Source organism: Streptomyces sp. RKAG290 (genome assembly GCF_023701695.1).
Taxonomy (GTDB): Bacteria; Actinomycetota; Actinomycetes; order Streptomycetales; family Streptomycetaceae; genus Streptomyces.
Map to the genome: position 1 here is coordinate 5,562,743 of NZ_JAJOZC010000001.1, position 14,051 is coordinate 5,576,793.

Sequence of the window (14,051 nt, forward strand, 5' to 3'; positions counted from 1 at the left end):
TTTGAGGTGACGGATGGTGGAGCAGCCCGCTGGCGGCGCCGCGTCGGCCGATGCGGCCGACGATGCCGTGGAGGCGCTCGACCGCCCGCTGCCCGAAGGCGTACGGCGCAAGGTCGTCGCGCTGGTCTCGGACGCCTTCGGCGGCCTCACGGTCACCGAACTCCCGGCCCAGCTGCGGCAGTACGCCCGCTTCACGCCGTCCCGGCGCGCCAAGTTCGCGGGGAACGCGATGGCGGCCGCGCTGGAGGGCGACGCGCTGTTCCGCCGGCGCATCGGTGAACGGCTGAAGGAGACCCAGCCGGAGCTGTCCGCCGCCCTGGAGTCCGGTGCGCCGCCCGCTGCCGCCGACCCCGTCGACGTAGCCGCGGCGGCCTACGTGCTGCGCCCGGCCGGCTGGGTGAAGCTCCTCGCCGCCGCGGGTGAGGAGGCCCAGCGCGTCGACGCGGAGCGGGCCGACGAGGAGACCCGGCGCGAGCTGGAGCGGCTGCGCGAGGAGCTCACCGAGGCCCGCGCCCAGACGAAGAGCGAGACCGAACGGCTCCGCGGCGACCTGGACGCGGCCCGCAAGGAGGCCGAGTCGCTGCAGCGCAAACTGCGCAGCGCGGCCAACGAGGTGAAGCGCGGCGAGGCCGCGCTGCGCCGGGGCAGGGCCGAGAGCGATGCCGTACGGGCCGAGGCGGCCGCCCAGGTGTCCGCGGCGGAGAGCGAGACCCGCAGGCTGCGGGCGCGGCTCGGTGAGGCGGAGGCGTCCGTCGAGGCCGGGCGCAGGGCCGCCCGGGAGGGGCGCTCGGTCGAGGACATGCGGCTGCGGCTGCTGCTCGACACGGTGCTCGAAGCGGCCGGCGGGCTGCGGCGCGAACTCGCCCTGCCGCCCTCGTCGATGCGTCCCGCGGACAGCGTGGACGCCGTCGAGCCCGGCCGGATGTCACCCAAGGACATTGCCGCCAGGGCCCTTTCGGAGACCGATCCGGCGCTGCTGGACCAGCTTCTCGCTCTGCCGCAGGCGCATCTGATCGTGGACGGCTACAACGTCACCAAGACCGGCTATCCGCAGATGCCGCTGGAGAAGCAGCGGCTGCGGCTGCTGGGCGGCCTGGCGATGCTCGCCGCCCAGACGGGCGCCGAGATGACCTGCGTCTTCGACGGGGCCGAGCTGGCCGCCCCGGTGCTGCTCGCGCCGCCGCGCGGGGTGCGGGTGCTGTTCAGCAAGGCGGGTGTCACCGCCGATGAGCTCATCCGTCAACTGGCGCGTGCCGAACCGTCCGGACGGCCCGTCGTGGTGGTCTCCACCGACCGCGAGGTGGCCGACGGAGTGGCCAAGGCGGGGGCCAGACCCGTTGCGTCCCTCTTGCTCCTGAAGAGGCTTTCGCGCGTCTAGCGCGCTTTGTGCGGCTTGCCGGATTTTCTGGAACGGACCGTCAAGTTGCCGCTACACGCCGTGTGGTGTGGGTAAAGAAGTACCTGCTGTGACGAGATTTTTGCTGTGAGGATTTGAACTGATCACAGGATGGTCACTACTGTCGGGCCTCGAACCTTCGCACGGTTGATCACCCATCCGGGGTGGCAGCGAAGGAACCGCCGAGTCCGTGAGATGCACGGAGCCGGGGATTCCCGTCCCCCACAGCCCGGTAGGCGGCTCGAGGAAGAAGGAGCTCGCCTTCGTGGCGTCCCACCGTCGTCCCAAGCACCCGAGCCGCACCCGTGTGACCGTGCTCACCGCGACCGCTGCCGCGGCCGTGGCCCTGACCTCCCAGGCCGCTCACGCCGACCCCAAGCCGACCAAGAGCGAGGTCAAGGCGAAGGTCGACAAGCTCTACCACGAGGCGGAAGAGGCCACCGAGCAGTACAGCGGGGCCAAGGAGAAGCAGGAGAAGCTCGAGAAGCAGGTCGACGCGCTGCAGGACAAGGTGGCCCGCGGTCAGCAGGAGCTCAACACGCTCCGCTCCGGCCTCGGTTCGCTCGCCGCGGCGCAGTACCGCTCCGGAGGCATCGACCCCTCCGTGCAGCTCTTCCTCGCCTCGGACCCGGACAGCTTCCTCGACCAGGCCTCGGCCCTGGACCAGTTGACGGCCAAGCAGGCCGAGTCGATGGAGAAGATCCAGGAGAAGCAGCGGTCCCTCGCGCAGGAGCGCAAGGAGGCCCAGGACAAGCTCGCGGACCTTGCGGACGTCCGCAAGACGCTCGGTGAGAAGAAGAAGAAGCAGCAGGGCAAGCTCGCCGAGGCGCGGAAGGTGCTCAACACCCTCACCGCCGCCGAGCAGGAGAAGATGCGCCAGGACGACGTGCGCGCCAGCCGCGCCGCCGGTGACCGGGTCGACCTGGGCAGCGAGGTCCCCGCCTCCGCCCGTGGCGGTGCCGCCCTCCAGGCCGCCTCCACGCAGGTGGGCAAGCCGTACGTCTCCGGCGGTACCGGCCCCAACTCGTTCGACTGCTCGGGCCTGACGCAGTGGGCCTACGCCCAGGCCGGCGTCCAGATCACCCGCACCACGTACACGCAGATCAACCAGGGCACCCCGATCGGCCGCAGCCAGCTGAAGCCGGGCGACCTGGTCTTCTTCAGCAACACCTCGCACGTGGCGCTCTACGCGGGCAACAACACCGTGCTGCACGCCCCGAAGCCGGGTGCCGTGGTCCGCTACGAGTCGATGAACACGGTCGGCGCCTACCAGACCGCCGTGCGCATCTGATCACGCCCGAACGGGCGAATTCCCGCGCCCCGTACTGACTGCCCGCCCCGCCGGAGACCACAGGTCACCGGCGGGGCGCAGCTGTGTTCGCCCTTCCGTCCGTCCGGCGCGCCTTTGTCCGCTGAGTGATCGCGCGACTACTGTCTGCCTGCTGTGCAGCTCCCGGTCGTCGGTCCGCCCGCCCCGGGCGGCAGGGGCTGCGCACGTCTGCGTCCAGCGGAAGGAAGTGCGGCGTCCTGTGGTGTCCCATCGCCGTCCCACACAGCCCGGCGTCAGCCGGAGCGTCCGGGTCACTGTCCTGTCGGCAGCGGCTGCGACCGCCGCCGCGACACTCGGCGCGGCCACCGCGAACGCCGATCCGCAGGACACCCCACAGGCCGCCGGGGCCCGGGTCGACCGCCTCTACACCGAGGCCGAGCACGCCACCGAGCTGTACAACAAGGCCGGTGAGAACGCCGGACGGCTGCGCGGTGAGGTGAGCCGGGCCCAGGACCGGGCAGCCCGGGGCCAGGAGCGCATCAACACGATGCGTACGGCGCTCGGTTCCGCCGCCCGTGCGCAGTACCGGGCCGGCGGCATCGACCCCTCGCTCGCCCTGCTGCTCTCCTCCGACCCGGACAACTACCTGGACCGGGCGGCCACGCTGGGCCGGGTCAACGACAGCCGGGCACTGGCCACGGCCGAACTCCGCAAGGCCCAGCGGGCGCTCGACCAGACCCGGGCGGAGGCCGCCCGCTCGCTCGCCGGCCTGGAGCGCAACCGCGCGGCCGCCGGCCGCCACAAGCGGACCGTCGTGCGCAAGCTCGCCGAGGCCAAGCGGCTGCTGAAGTCGCTGCCGGGCGCCGACCGGGCGGCCTTCGAGCGGTCCTCGCGCACCGGCCGGGACACCGGGACCGGGCCGGTGGACGGGCTGCCGGCCGGCTCGGCACGGGCCGCGGCCGCCGTCATGGCCGTGCGCCAGGCACTGGGTCGCCCGTACGTCTGGGGCGCGAGCGGGCCCTCCGGATTCGACTGTTCCGGGCTGATGCAGTGGGCGTACGCACAGGCGGGGGTCAGCCTGCCCCGCACCTCGCAGGCCCAGCGGTACGCCGGCCGCATGGTGCCGCTCGCACAGGCCCGCCCCGGCGACCTGGTGGCCTACCGCGCGGACGCCGGCCACATCGGGATGTACGTGGGCAACGGCCAGGTGATCCACGCCCCGTATCCGGGCGCCCCGGTCCGCTACGACCCCGTCGGCATGATGCCCGTCTCCTCGGTCACCCGGGTCTGACCGTACCCTCGTTCATGTGGCTGATCAGGGGCGTACCGCGGGACGGGCGCAGGGTGGACGACGGCGTGCGGCGGGTGCCGTGCTCGCCGCCCTGCTGTGCGCGACCGCCTGCACCGCCCCGGCGGATGACGTCCCGGACACCACCGCCCGGGACATCCGCGCCACCCTGGACCGTCGCGCCGCCGCGGTGCTCCACCACGATCCGGACGGCTACCTCGCCGTCGTCGCCCCCGACGCCACCGCCCTGCGGACCGCGCAGCGCAAGGAGCTCGCCCACCTCGCGGACGTACCCGTCGGTTCCTGGACGTACCGGCTGACGAAGGTCACCCCGCGCGGCGCGGACCGGGCCACCGCGGACGTCCGGCTCGGCTACCGGATCAAGGGCTACGACAGTGCGCCGGTCTCCGTGGACCGGGTGCTCGACCTGGAGCGGGACGCGGCGGACGGCCGCTGGTACCTCACCGCCGACCGGGCGGCCGAAGGCGGTGGCCGGCAGCTCTGGCAGCAGGGTGACGTCGAGGTGGTGCGCGGTGCGCACAGCCTGGTGCTGGGCGTCGGACGCCCCCGGGACGAGCTGACCGGGATCGCCGCCACCGCGGACCACGCGGTGCCCGCCGTCTCCGGCGCCTGGCCGGAGCGTTGGGCCGGGCGCGTGGTGGTGCTGGTGCCGGACACGGTGCGGGACATGGCGGACCTGCTCGGCTCGCCCGCCGCGAACTACCGGGGGATAGCGGCCGTCACCACCGGCGAGACCGGCCGCTCGGGCCGGGCGCCCGCCGACCGGGTGATCGTCAACCCGCAGGCCTACGCGCTGCTCGGCACCTTCGGGCAGCGCGTCGTCCTCACCCACGAGACCACCCATGTGGCCACCCGCGCCCGCACCTCCGCCGCCACCCCGACCTGGCTCTCCGAGGGCTTCGCCGACTGGGCGGCCTACCGGGCCGAGCAGCGCACGGCCACCGAGATCGCGCCGGAGCTGACCGACGCCGTCCGGGGCGGCGAGCTGCCCGCCGCGCTGCCCACCGACGCGGATTTCGGCTTCGACGGCGACGCGGACCGGCTGGCGAGGGCCTACGAGGGCGGCTGGCTGGCCTGCGAGCTCATCGCCGAGCACTGGGGCGAGGAGAAGCTGTTCGCCTTCTACCGGGCCGTCGGAGGGCACTCAGGACGGGACGGAGCGGTGGAGCAGGCCCTGCACGAGGTGCTCGGCACGACTCCGCAGGACTTCACGGTGCGCTGGCGGGAGTACCTGGAGGAACGGCTCGGCTGACCGGCAGCCCGGCCACGGTTCAGCCGGCGACCGTCTCCGGCTCGGGTCCCGCCGCCTGCCGGGCGGCTGCGGCCGTGTCCGGGGCCGCCCGCGTCACCGTGTCCCGCCACAGCCGTCCGCCCGCGATCAGCGTCGCGGCGACCAGCAGTCCGTTGCGCAGGAACATCAGGGTCACGCCCGTCGCGTCACTGGTCACCACGTGGATGAACCCGAGCGGGAACTCCAGCTGGGTGACGCCCGTCGCGGCCAGCACCAGGCAGGCCGGCAGCATCATCCGGCTCTCCCGGAAGACCAGGCACACCGCGGCCAGGCCGACCAGCCACAGCATGTACTGGGGGCTGATCACCCGGCTCGTGGTGGTGAACAGCAGCACCGCGGTGAACCCCGCGTCCGCCGGCGTACTCACACCGAACGTGCGCGCCCGCAGCCGCCACACCAGCAGCCAGGCGAACGCGACCAGGCTCAGCCCCAGCGCGAGCGTGCTCACCAGCGGCACGTGCGGGCCCAGGAACTCCAGCGACCCGTAGTGCAGCTCCACCCGGCCCTGCCAGCCGAACTGCCGCGCCACGTGGAAGACCAGCGCACCCAGCGACTCGACCTCGGTGCCCCGGTCGCGCTGGGAGCCGAGGAAGCCCAGCGACCCGGGGGCCGCCAGCGCGCACACCACCAGCAGCCCGGACCCCACCCCGGCCGCGGTCGCCCACGCCAGACGGGTCCGGCGCCCGCGGGCCGTACCCGCGAGCAGCAGCGCGGGCCACACCTTCAGCAGCGCGCCGAACGCCGCCAGCGCCCCCAGCACCCGCGGCTGGCGCACCCCGGCCAGCAGCGCCGCCACCGCGACCGCCGTCACCATCACGTCGTACCGGGCGTACGCGGTCGTGCCGAGCAGCGGCACCCCCGCCACCCACACCCAGGCGCCCGCCCTCCGGCGGGCGCCCGTGCGGCCCGCGTACAGCAGCAGACCCAGCACCAGCGCGTCACAGAGGAACGCCAGGACGAAGAAGGCGGAGGCGTACTCCAGGAAGGGCAGCAGCGCGGGGGAGAGGATCGCGAGCGCCGCGAGGGGCGGGTACTGCCAGGTGACGTCGGAGTGCGGGTAGCTGCCCGAGCCGAGCACGTCGTACCAGCCGTGGTAGATCACCGACACGTCGCTCGTCACGTCCGGGCCGGGCAGGGTGATCACCTTGATGACACAGAGCAGCAGCAGGGCCCTGGTGAGGCCCCATACCGCGAAGGCCGGCTGTGCGCTGCTCGAACCCGTCATGTCCCGCTCTCATCCGTTCCACCGGTGCTACGAAAGGACATGATGCCCGGCCGGTCCGTGCGAGAGCCACGAGGCAGGGCCGCCCGGTACTGTCGGCGGCGATGGACAAGACCTTGATCGTGACCAACGACTTCCCGCCCCGCCCCGGTGGCATCCAGGCGTTCCTGCACAACATGGCGCTCCGGCTGGACCCCGACCGGATCGTCGTCTACGCCTCCACCTGGAAGCGCGGGCCCGAAGGCGCCGCGGCCACCGCCGCCTTCGACGCGGAGCAGCCCTTCACCGTGGTCCGCGACCCCACGACGATGCTGCTGCCGACCCCGCGGGTGACCCGGCGCGCGGTGCAGCTGCTGCGCACGCACGGCTGCTCCTCCGTCTGGTTCGGCGCCGCCGCTCCGCTCGGGCTGATGGCCCCGGCGCTGCGCCGGGCCGGCGCCCGCCGGCTGGTCGCCACCACCCACGGGCACGAGGCCGGCTGGGCCCAGCTGCCCGGCTCCCGGCAGCTGCTTCGCCGGATCGGCGAGGGCACGGACACGCTCACCTACCTCGGCGGGTACACCCGCTCCCGGATCGCCGCCGCGCTCACCCCGGCAGCCGCGGACCGCATGGTCCAGCTGCCGCCCGGCGTGGACGAGAAGACCTTCCACCCCGAGTCCGGCGGCGCCCTGGTCCGGGCCCGGCTCGGGCTCACCGACCGGCCGGTCGTCGTCTGCGTGTCCCGGCTGGTGCCCCGCAAGGGCCAGGACACCCTGATCCTCGCCATGCCCGCGATCCTGGCCGAGGTGCCCGACGCCGTCCTGCTGGTCGTCGGCGGCGGACCGTACGCCGGACAGCTGCGCAAGCTGGCCGCCGAGACCGGTGTGCAGGACTCGGTGCGCTTCACCGGACCGGTGCCCTGGGAGGAACTGCCCGCGCACTACGGGGCCGGTGACGTCTTCGCGATGCCGTGCCGCACCCGGCGCGGCGGCCTCGACGTGGAGGGCCTCGGCATCGTCTACCTGGAGGCGTCCGCGACCGGGCTGCCGGTGGTGGCGGGCGACTCGGGCGGCGCTCCGGACGCCGTGCTCGACGGCGAGACGGGGTGGGTGGTGCGCGGCGGCTCCGCCGAGGAGTCGGCGGAGCGGATCGTCGCGCTGCTCGGCGACCCGGAGCTGCGCCGGCGGATGGGGGAGCGGGGCCGGGCCTGGGTCGAGGAGAAGTGGCGCTGGGACCTGCTGGCGGAGAAGCTCAGGGCGCTGCTCTGAGCCCAGGAACCCGGAAGGGGCCCGCACACCAGGTGTGCGGGCCCCTTCCGGCTGTCCGGATCAGGCGCGGTAGATCGACTCGACCTCGTCCGCGAAGTCCTTCGCCACCACATTCCGCTTCAGCTTCAGCGACGGCGTGATGTGGCCCGCCTCCTCGGTGAACTGGGCGGCCAGGATGCGGAACTTCCGGACCGACTCGGCCTTGGACACCGCGGCGTTGCCGTCGTCGATCGCGCGCTGCACCTCGGCCAGCAGCTCCGCGTCGTCGCGCAGCGACAGGGCCGTCGAGCCGACCGGCTTGCCGTGCTCCTCGGCCCAGTGGCCCAGGAACTCCTCGTCCAGCGTCACCAGCGCGCCCACGAACGGGCGTCCGTCGCCGACCACCATGCACTCCGCCACCAGCGCGTGCCCGCGGATGCGGTCCTCGATGACGGCGGGAGCGACGTTCTTGCCGCCCGCCGTGACGATGATCTCCTTCTTGCGGCCGGTGATCGCGAGGTAGCCGTCCTCGTCGAGGGTGCCGATGTCGCCGGTGTGGAACCAGCCGTCGGCCAGCGCCTCGGCGGTCGCCGTCTCGTTCTTCCAGTAGCCGGAGAACAGGTGCTCGCCGTGCAGCAGCACCTCGCCGTCGTCGGCGATCCGCACGACGGAGCCGGGCAGCGGCTGGCCGACCGTGCCGATCTTCTGGCGGTCCCACGGGTTGAAGGCGGTGGCCGCGCACGTCTCGGTCAGGCCGTAGCCCTCCAGGACGGTGAAGCCGATACCGCGGTAGAAGTGCCCGAGCCGCTCACCGAGCGGCGCGCCGCCGGAGATCGCGTACTCGCCGCGGCCGCCGAGCACGGCCCGCAGCTTGCTGTAGACCAGCCGGTCGAACACCTTGTGCTTGAACTTGAGGCCCACGGACGGCCCCTGCGGGGTGCCCAGCGCGCGGCTGTAGGCGATCGCCGTGTTCGCGGCCTTGTCGAAGATCTTGCCCTTGCCGTCGGCCTGGGCCTTGGCGCGCGCCGAGTTGTAGACCTTCTCGAAGACCCGCGGCACCCCGAGGATCAGGGTCGGCCGGAACGAGGCCAGTTCGTCGGTGAGGTTCTTGATGTCCGGTACGCAGCCGAGCTTGATCGGGGCCATCACCGAGGCGACCTCGACCAGCCGTCCGAAGACGTGCGCGGCGGGCAGGAAGAGCAGGACCGAGCACTCGCCGGTACGGAAGAGGGGCTTGAGCCGCTCCACCACGTTGCCGCACTCCGCGAAGAAGCTGCGGTGCGTCAGCACACAGCCCTTGGGGCGTCCGGTGGTGCCCGAGGTGTAGACGATGGTGGCCGGGTCGTCGGCCTTCGCGCTCACGCTGCGCAGGTCCACGGTCTCCTCGGAGACCGCCGCACCCGATGCGGTGAGCGAGTCGACCGCGCCCTTGTCGATCTGCCAGACGTGGCGCAGCTCCGGCAGTGCGTTGCGTACGGAGGCCACGGCCTCGGCGTGCGCGTCGCTCTCCACCAGGACGGCGACCGCTCCGGAGTCGCCGAGGATCCACTGGACCTGTTCGGCGGAGCTGGTCTCGTACACCGGCACGGTGACCGCGCCGGCGCTCCAGATCGCGAAGTCCAGCTGCACCCACTCGTAGCGGGTGCGGGACATCAGGGCGACCCGGTCGCCGGGCTCGACACCCGCGGCGATCAGTCCCTTGGCGGCGGCTCTGACCTCGGCCAGGAACTGCGTGGCGGTGACGTCCGTCCAGACGCCTGCCACTTTGCGGCTCATCACCGCTACCTCGGGATGCTGAGCGGCATTGCGGCGGATGAGATCCGTCAGGTTGCCGTCCGAGGGGACCTCGTACAGGGCCGGAAGGCTGAACTCGCGCAAGACTGCTGCTCCTCATCGGGCTCCGGTGCCACGGCTCTGTGTGACGCACCGGCTGCGGTCCAAGATGGCGTTGCTCAGTGGGGTGAGCACGACTGGACTGCCCGGACGTTACCCACCGGTACTCGGTTCCGGATAGGGGGTTCCGGCCAGATGTCTTATGCGTCACACATATCGGTGGTCCTTATCCGCACAGTAGTGCACCTCTGTCGGCCGTTGGAAGTAACCGCAGGTCCGGTGGCCTCTACCCAGGTGGACGCCGGAGTTCTAGGGTGATCGTCATGCGAGCCGGACCGAACAGCCGGGGGACCGCCGCCGAGCGGCGCACCCGAATCCACGTGGTCAGTGACGTGCACGGGAACACCGAGGCGCTGGCCCGCGCCGGGGACGGCGCCGACGCCCTCGTCTGTCTCGGTGACCTGGTGCTCTTCCTCGACTACGCCGACCACTCCCGCGGCATCTTCCCGGAGCTCTTCGGGGTGGAGAACGCCGACCGGATCGTCGCCCTGCGCACCGAGCGGCGGTTCGAGGAGGCCCGGGAGCTGGGCCGCGACCTGTGGGCGGGTGTGGACCGCAACGCCGCGATCGTCGCCGCGGTGCGCAAGCAGTACGCCGAGATGTTCGCCGCCCTGCCCACCCCGACGTACGCCACCTACGGCAACGTCGACATCCCCGGCCTGTGGCCCGAGTACGCCGGACCCGGTACCAAGGTCCTGGACGGCGAACGCGTCGAGATCGGCGGCCGCGTCTTCGGTTTCGTCGGCGGCGGGCTGCAGACCCCGATGCGCACCCCGTACGAGATCAGCGACGAGGAGTACGCCGCCAAGATCGAGGCGGTCGGCCCGGTCGACGTCCTCTGCACCCACATCCCGCCCGACGTACCGGAGTTGACGTACGACACCGTGGCGCGCCGCTTCGAGCGCGGCAGCCGGGCCCTGCTCGACGCCATCCGCCGTACCCGCCCCCGCTACTCCGTGTTCGGCCACGTCCACCAGCCCCTGGTCCGCCGGATGCGGATCGGCGTCACCGAGTGCGTGAACGTCGGGCACTTCGCCTCGACCGGCAAGCCCTGGGCGCTGGAGTGGTGACCGGGCCGGGCCGGGCACCGCGGCCGCACCCGGCATCCCGGCAGGCCCTGGGCCGAGGCGCGGCGCACACGCGATAGCCTTCTGGCGGCAGGTCTCTGCCGACCGACCGGTACACCGCACTGGAGGGCCACAGCGATGGCTGAACACACCAGCTCGAGCATCACGATCGAGGCGGCACCGGCCGACGTCATGGGCGTGATCGCCGACTTCGACCGCTATCCGGAATGGACCGGGGAGGTCAAGGAGGCCGAGGTGCTCGGCACCGACGACCGCGGCCGCGCCGACAAGGTGCGCCTCGTGCTGGACGCCGGAGCGATCAAGGACGACCACACCCTGGCGTACACCTGGATCGGCGACTACGAGGTCAGCTGGACCCTGGTCAAGTCCCAGATGCTGCGCGCCATCGACGGCTCCTATGCACTGGCCCCGCTCGGCGACGGCGATCGCACCGAGGTCACCTACCGGCTGACCGTGGACGTCAAGATCCCGATGCTCGGCATGATCAAGCGCAAGGCGGAGAAGGTCATCATCGACCGCGCCCTGGCCGGCCTGAAGAAGCGCGTCGAGTCCGTCCCGAAGGCCTGATCCGGTGCGTACGGTCCTGGTCACCGGGCCCGGCGGCGCCGGCCGTACCACCGTCGCGGCGGCGACCGCACTGGCCGGTTCCCGGCAGGCCGCCCGCACCCTGCTGATCTCGGCGGACGCCGTCCCCGGCTTCCCCTCGGACACCGAACCCGCACAGGTCGCCGATGCCCTGTGGTCCGTGCGGATCGACTCCGGCGCGCACTTCCGCGGCGAACTCCTCGCCCTGCAGGACCAGCTGTCCGGTGTGCTCGGCCTGCTCGGCGGCAACCGGCTGGACGGCGAGGAGCTGACCGAACTCCCCGGCAGCGACCAGCTCGCCCTCCTGCACACCCTGCGCCGCGCCGCACAGGGCGACTGGTCCCGCAACGGCTACGACCTCCTGGTCGTCGACCTGCCACCGCTGCGCGAAGCCCTCGCCGTACTGGCGCTGCCCGAACAGCTGCGCCGCTACCTGCGCCGGCTGCTGCCCCAGGAGCGCCAGGCCGCGCGGGCCCTGCGCCCGATGCTCGCCCAGCTGGCCGGCGTGCCCATGCCCGCACAGTGGCTGTACGAGGCCGCCGCCCGGCGCGACGCCGAACTGGCGGGAGTGCAGGCACTCATCGAGAACCGCGCCACCACGCTCCGGCTCGTCGTCGAACCGGGCCCGGCCGCCGAGGACGCGCTGCGCACCGCCCGGACCGGACTGGCCCTGCACGGGCTGCGCGTCGACGCGGTGGTGGCCAACCGGGTGCTGCCCCGGCACTCGCCCGACCCCTGGTTCGCCGCGCTCGCCGCGCAGCAGGAGAAGTGCCTGGACGGCTGGCGCGAGGAGTGGGCCCCCGAAGCCCCGACGGTGCAAGTGGCGCACCTGGGCCGCGACCCGCAGGGCCCCGACGACCTCATCGGCCTCACCGGCGGGGACGACAGGCCGGCCGCGCCCGTGGCCGGCCCCGACGGCGGACGGGCCGAGGACCCCTGGTGGATCGAGGAGTCCGGCGCGCCGGAGGCCCCGGACGGGGCCGACGGCATACTGATCTGGTGCCTGCGGCTGCCCGGAGCCGTCAAGAAGGACCTCCAGCTGGTCCGCCGCGGCAACGAACTCCTCCTCACCGTCGGTCCCTTCCACCGCATCGTGCCTCTGGAGTCCGCGCTGCGCCGCTGCACCGTCTCCGGAGCGGCGCTCACCGACGGCGTACTGCGTGTCCGGTTCACGCCGGACCCGGCGCTGTGGCCCAGGACGAGCTGAACGGCGTACCACCGTTCGGGTAACGTCGTACGTACGTGTCCCGTATTGCGCCACCCACGTCGCAGGAGTCCGCCATGAGCGAAGCCACCGATCGTCCCGTCGACGACGACGCGTGGGCGCAGGCCTGCGCCGAGGATCTCGCCGCCGAGAAGGCCCGTCGCCGCGCCGAGAACGGCCCGCCGCCCGGCTCCGCCGCCGAGGAGCTGCGCAAGCTGGTGGACGCCGTGGCCGACAAGGTCGCCTCCCTGCAGTCCCCGCTGCTCGGCATGGCGGCCCAGGGCGCCGTGCAGCAGGTCATCCGGCAGGCGAAGTCCGCCGTCGAGCCCGTCATCGAGCGCAATCCGGACGTTTTCGACCACATCGCCGCCGCCGGCAGTGAACTGCTCGCCGCCTACCGCTCCGCCGTCGAGGGGCAGGAACGCCGATGGACCCAGGGTGCGGGGACCCCGCAGGCACCGAAAAGAAGGTGGACGACGCCACCGACCCCCGCGATGAGGGGCCCGGCACCGGCGAACACATCGACCTGGACTGACCGGCACCGACAGGGCGGGGCCCGGCCTCGGGTACGGTTGCCCCAGCGGGGCTCGACCGAAACTGAGGGATTCATGGGACTCACCATCGGCGTCGATATCGGCGGCACGAAGATCGCAGCTGGAGTGGTCGACGAAGAGGGCCACATCCTCTCGACCTTCAAGGTGCCGACCCCGCCGACGGCCGAAGGCATCGTGGACGCGATCGCGGCGGCGGTGTCCGGCGCGAGCGAGGGGCACCCGGTCGAGGCGGTCGGCATCGGCGCGGCCGGATACGTCGACGACAAGCGTGCCACGGTGCTGTTCGCACCGAACATCAACTGGCGGCACGAGCCGCTCAAGGACAAGGTCGAACAGCGCGTCGGCCTCCCCGTGGTCGTCGAGAACGACGCCAACGCGGCGGCCTGGGGCGAATACCGCTTCGGCGCCGGCCAGGGCCACGAGGACGTCATCTGCATCACCCTCGGCACGGGCCTGGGCGGCGGCATCATCATCGGCAACAAGCTGCGCCGTGGACGCTTCGGCGTGGCCGCCGAGTTCGGCCACATCCGGGTCGTCCCGGACGGTCTGCTCTGCGGCTGCGGCAGCCAGGGCTGCTGGGAGCAGTACGCCTCCGGGCGGGCACTCGTCCGGTACGCGAAGCAGCGGGCCAACGCCACCCCCGAGAACGCCACGATCCTGCTGACGCTCGGCGACGGCACGGTCGAGGGCATCGAGGGCAAGCACATCAGTGAGGCGGCCCGGCAGGGCTGCCCGGTGGCCGTCGACTCGTTCCGTGAGCTGGCCCGCTGGGCCGGTGCCGGACTGGCCGACCTCGCCTCCCTCTTCGACCCGTCCGCCTTCATCGTCGGCGGCGGGGTCTCGGACGAGGGCGAGTTGGTCCTCGACCCGATCCGCAAGTCGTTCCGGCGCTGGCTGATCGGCGGCGAGTGGCGCCCGCACGCCCAGGTGCTCGCGGCCCAACTGGGCGGCAAGGCCGGGCTGGTGGGTGCGGCGGACCTGGCCCGCCAGGGCTGATCCACCCAGGCATCGAC

General features: G+C 72.7%; 11 protein-coding genes and 1 pseudogene. 10 read left to right on the forward strand and 2 right to left on the reverse strand.

Annotation, left to right across the window (positions count from 1 at the left end; all coding sequences use genetic code 11):
• The first annotated feature begins 16 nt into the window (after positions 1-16).
• From LNW71_RS24520 to LNW71_RS24535, 4 genes are all read left to right on the forward strand, one after another.
• Complete coding sequence (locus tag LNW71_RS24520; RefSeq protein WP_374119536.1) at positions 17-1,378, forward strand: NYN domain-containing protein; 1,362 nt, start codon at positions 17-19, stop codon at positions 1,376-1,378.
• A gap of 283 nt (positions 1,379-1,661) precedes the next feature.
• The gene (locus tag LNW71_RS24525) at positions 1,662-2,687 is read left to right on the forward strand and encodes a C40 family peptidase (protein ID WP_250970210.1); all 1,026 of its coding nucleotides are present in this window, start codon (positions 1,662-1,664) and stop codon (positions 2,685-2,687) included.
• A gap of 238 nt (positions 2,688-2,925) precedes the next feature.
• A complete protein-coding gene (locus LNW71_RS24530) occupies positions 2,926-3,957 on the forward strand; it encodes an NlpC/P60 family protein (protein WP_250970211.1) in 1,032 nt (343 codons plus the stop codon).
• Between the two features lie 16 nt (positions 3,958-3,973).
• On the forward strand, positions 3,974-5,227 hold the full coding sequence (locus LNW71_RS24535) for a hypothetical protein (protein WP_250970212.1): 1,254 nt from the start codon (positions 3,974-3,976) through the stop codon (positions 5,225-5,227).
• A gap of 19 nt (positions 5,228-5,246) precedes the next feature.
• Here the strand turns inward: LNW71_RS24535 and LNW71_RS24540 are convergent, their stop codons facing one another.
• Entirely contained in the window at positions 5,247-6,491 is a 1,245-nt protein-coding gene (locus LNW71_RS24540) for a glycosyltransferase family 87 protein (RefSeq protein WP_250970213.1), read from the reverse strand.
• Positions 6,492-6,592: 101 nt separating this feature from the next.
• Here LNW71_RS24540 and LNW71_RS24545 point away from each other — a divergent pair, with 101 nt between their 5' ends.
• A complete protein-coding gene (locus LNW71_RS24545) occupies positions 6,593-7,735 on the forward strand; it encodes a glycosyltransferase family 4 protein (RefSeq protein WP_250970214.1) in 1,143 nt (380 codons plus the stop codon).
• 60 nt (positions 7,736-7,795) lie between these two features.
• On the opposite strand, the gene LNW71_RS24550 is transcribed toward LNW71_RS24545, so the two are convergent.
• Positions 7,796-9,592, reverse strand: a complete 1,797-nt coding sequence (locus LNW71_RS24550) for an AMP-dependent synthetase/ligase (protein ID WP_250970215.1) — start codon at positions 9,590-9,592, stop codon at positions 7,796-7,798.
• A 278-nt stretch (positions 9,593-9,870) separates the two neighbouring features.
• On the opposite strand from LNW71_RS24550, the gene LNW71_RS24555 reads away from it, so the two are divergent.
• From LNW71_RS24555 to LNW71_RS24575, 5 genes and pseudogenes are all read left to right on the forward strand, one after another.
• Positions 9,871-10,677 (forward strand): metallophosphoesterase, encoded by an 807-nt coding sequence (locus LNW71_RS24555; RefSeq protein ID WP_250970216.1) that lies wholly within the window; start codon positions 9,871-9,873, stop codon positions 10,675-10,677.
• 135 nt (positions 10,678-10,812) lie between these two features.
• Complete coding sequence (locus LNW71_RS24560; protein WP_250970217.1) at positions 10,813-11,262, forward strand: SRPBCC family protein; 450 nt, start codon at positions 10,813-10,815, stop codon at positions 11,260-11,262.
• A gap of 4 nt (positions 11,263-11,266) precedes the next feature.
• Positions 11,267-12,487 (forward strand): ArsA family ATPase, encoded by a 1,221-nt coding sequence (locus LNW71_RS24565; RefSeq protein WP_250970218.1) that lies wholly within the window; start codon positions 11,267-11,269, stop codon positions 12,485-12,487.
• Between the two features lie 74 nt (positions 12,488-12,561).
• Positions 12,562-13,019 (forward strand): annotated as a pseudogene (locus LNW71_RS24570) (DUF5304 domain-containing protein).
• Positions 13,020-13,092: 73 nt separating this feature from the next.
• Positions 13,093-14,034 carry an ROK family glucokinase gene (locus LNW71_RS24575; protein ID WP_250970219.1) on the forward strand — a complete coding sequence of 314 codons (942 nt, stop codon included), beginning with the start codon at positions 13,093-13,095 and terminating at the stop codon, positions 14,032-14,034.
• Positions 14,035-14,051 lie beyond the last annotated feature (17 nt).

Excerpts from the sequence above, each read along its gene's own strand:
- LNW71_RS24560 (WP_250970217.1), top strand. The coding sequence starts at position 10,813 with ATGGCTGAACACACCAGCTCGAGCATCACGATCGAGGCGGCACCGGCC.
- LNW71_RS24545 (WP_250970214.1), top strand. The coding sequence starts at position 6,593 with ATGGACAAGACCTTGATCGTGACCAACGACTTCCCGCCCCGCCCCGGT.
- LNW71_RS24575 (WP_250970219.1), top strand. The coding sequence starts at position 13,093 with ATGGGACTCACCATCGGCGTCGATATCGGCGGCACGAAGATCGCAGCT.
- LNW71_RS24555 (WP_250970216.1), top strand. The coding sequence starts at position 9,871 with ATGCGAGCCGGACCGAACAGCCGGGGGACCGCCGCCGAGCGGCGCACC.
- LNW71_RS24540 (WP_250970213.1), bottom strand. The coding sequence starts at position 6,491 with ATGACGGGTTCGAGCAGCGCACAGCCGGCCTTCGCGGTATGGGGCCTC.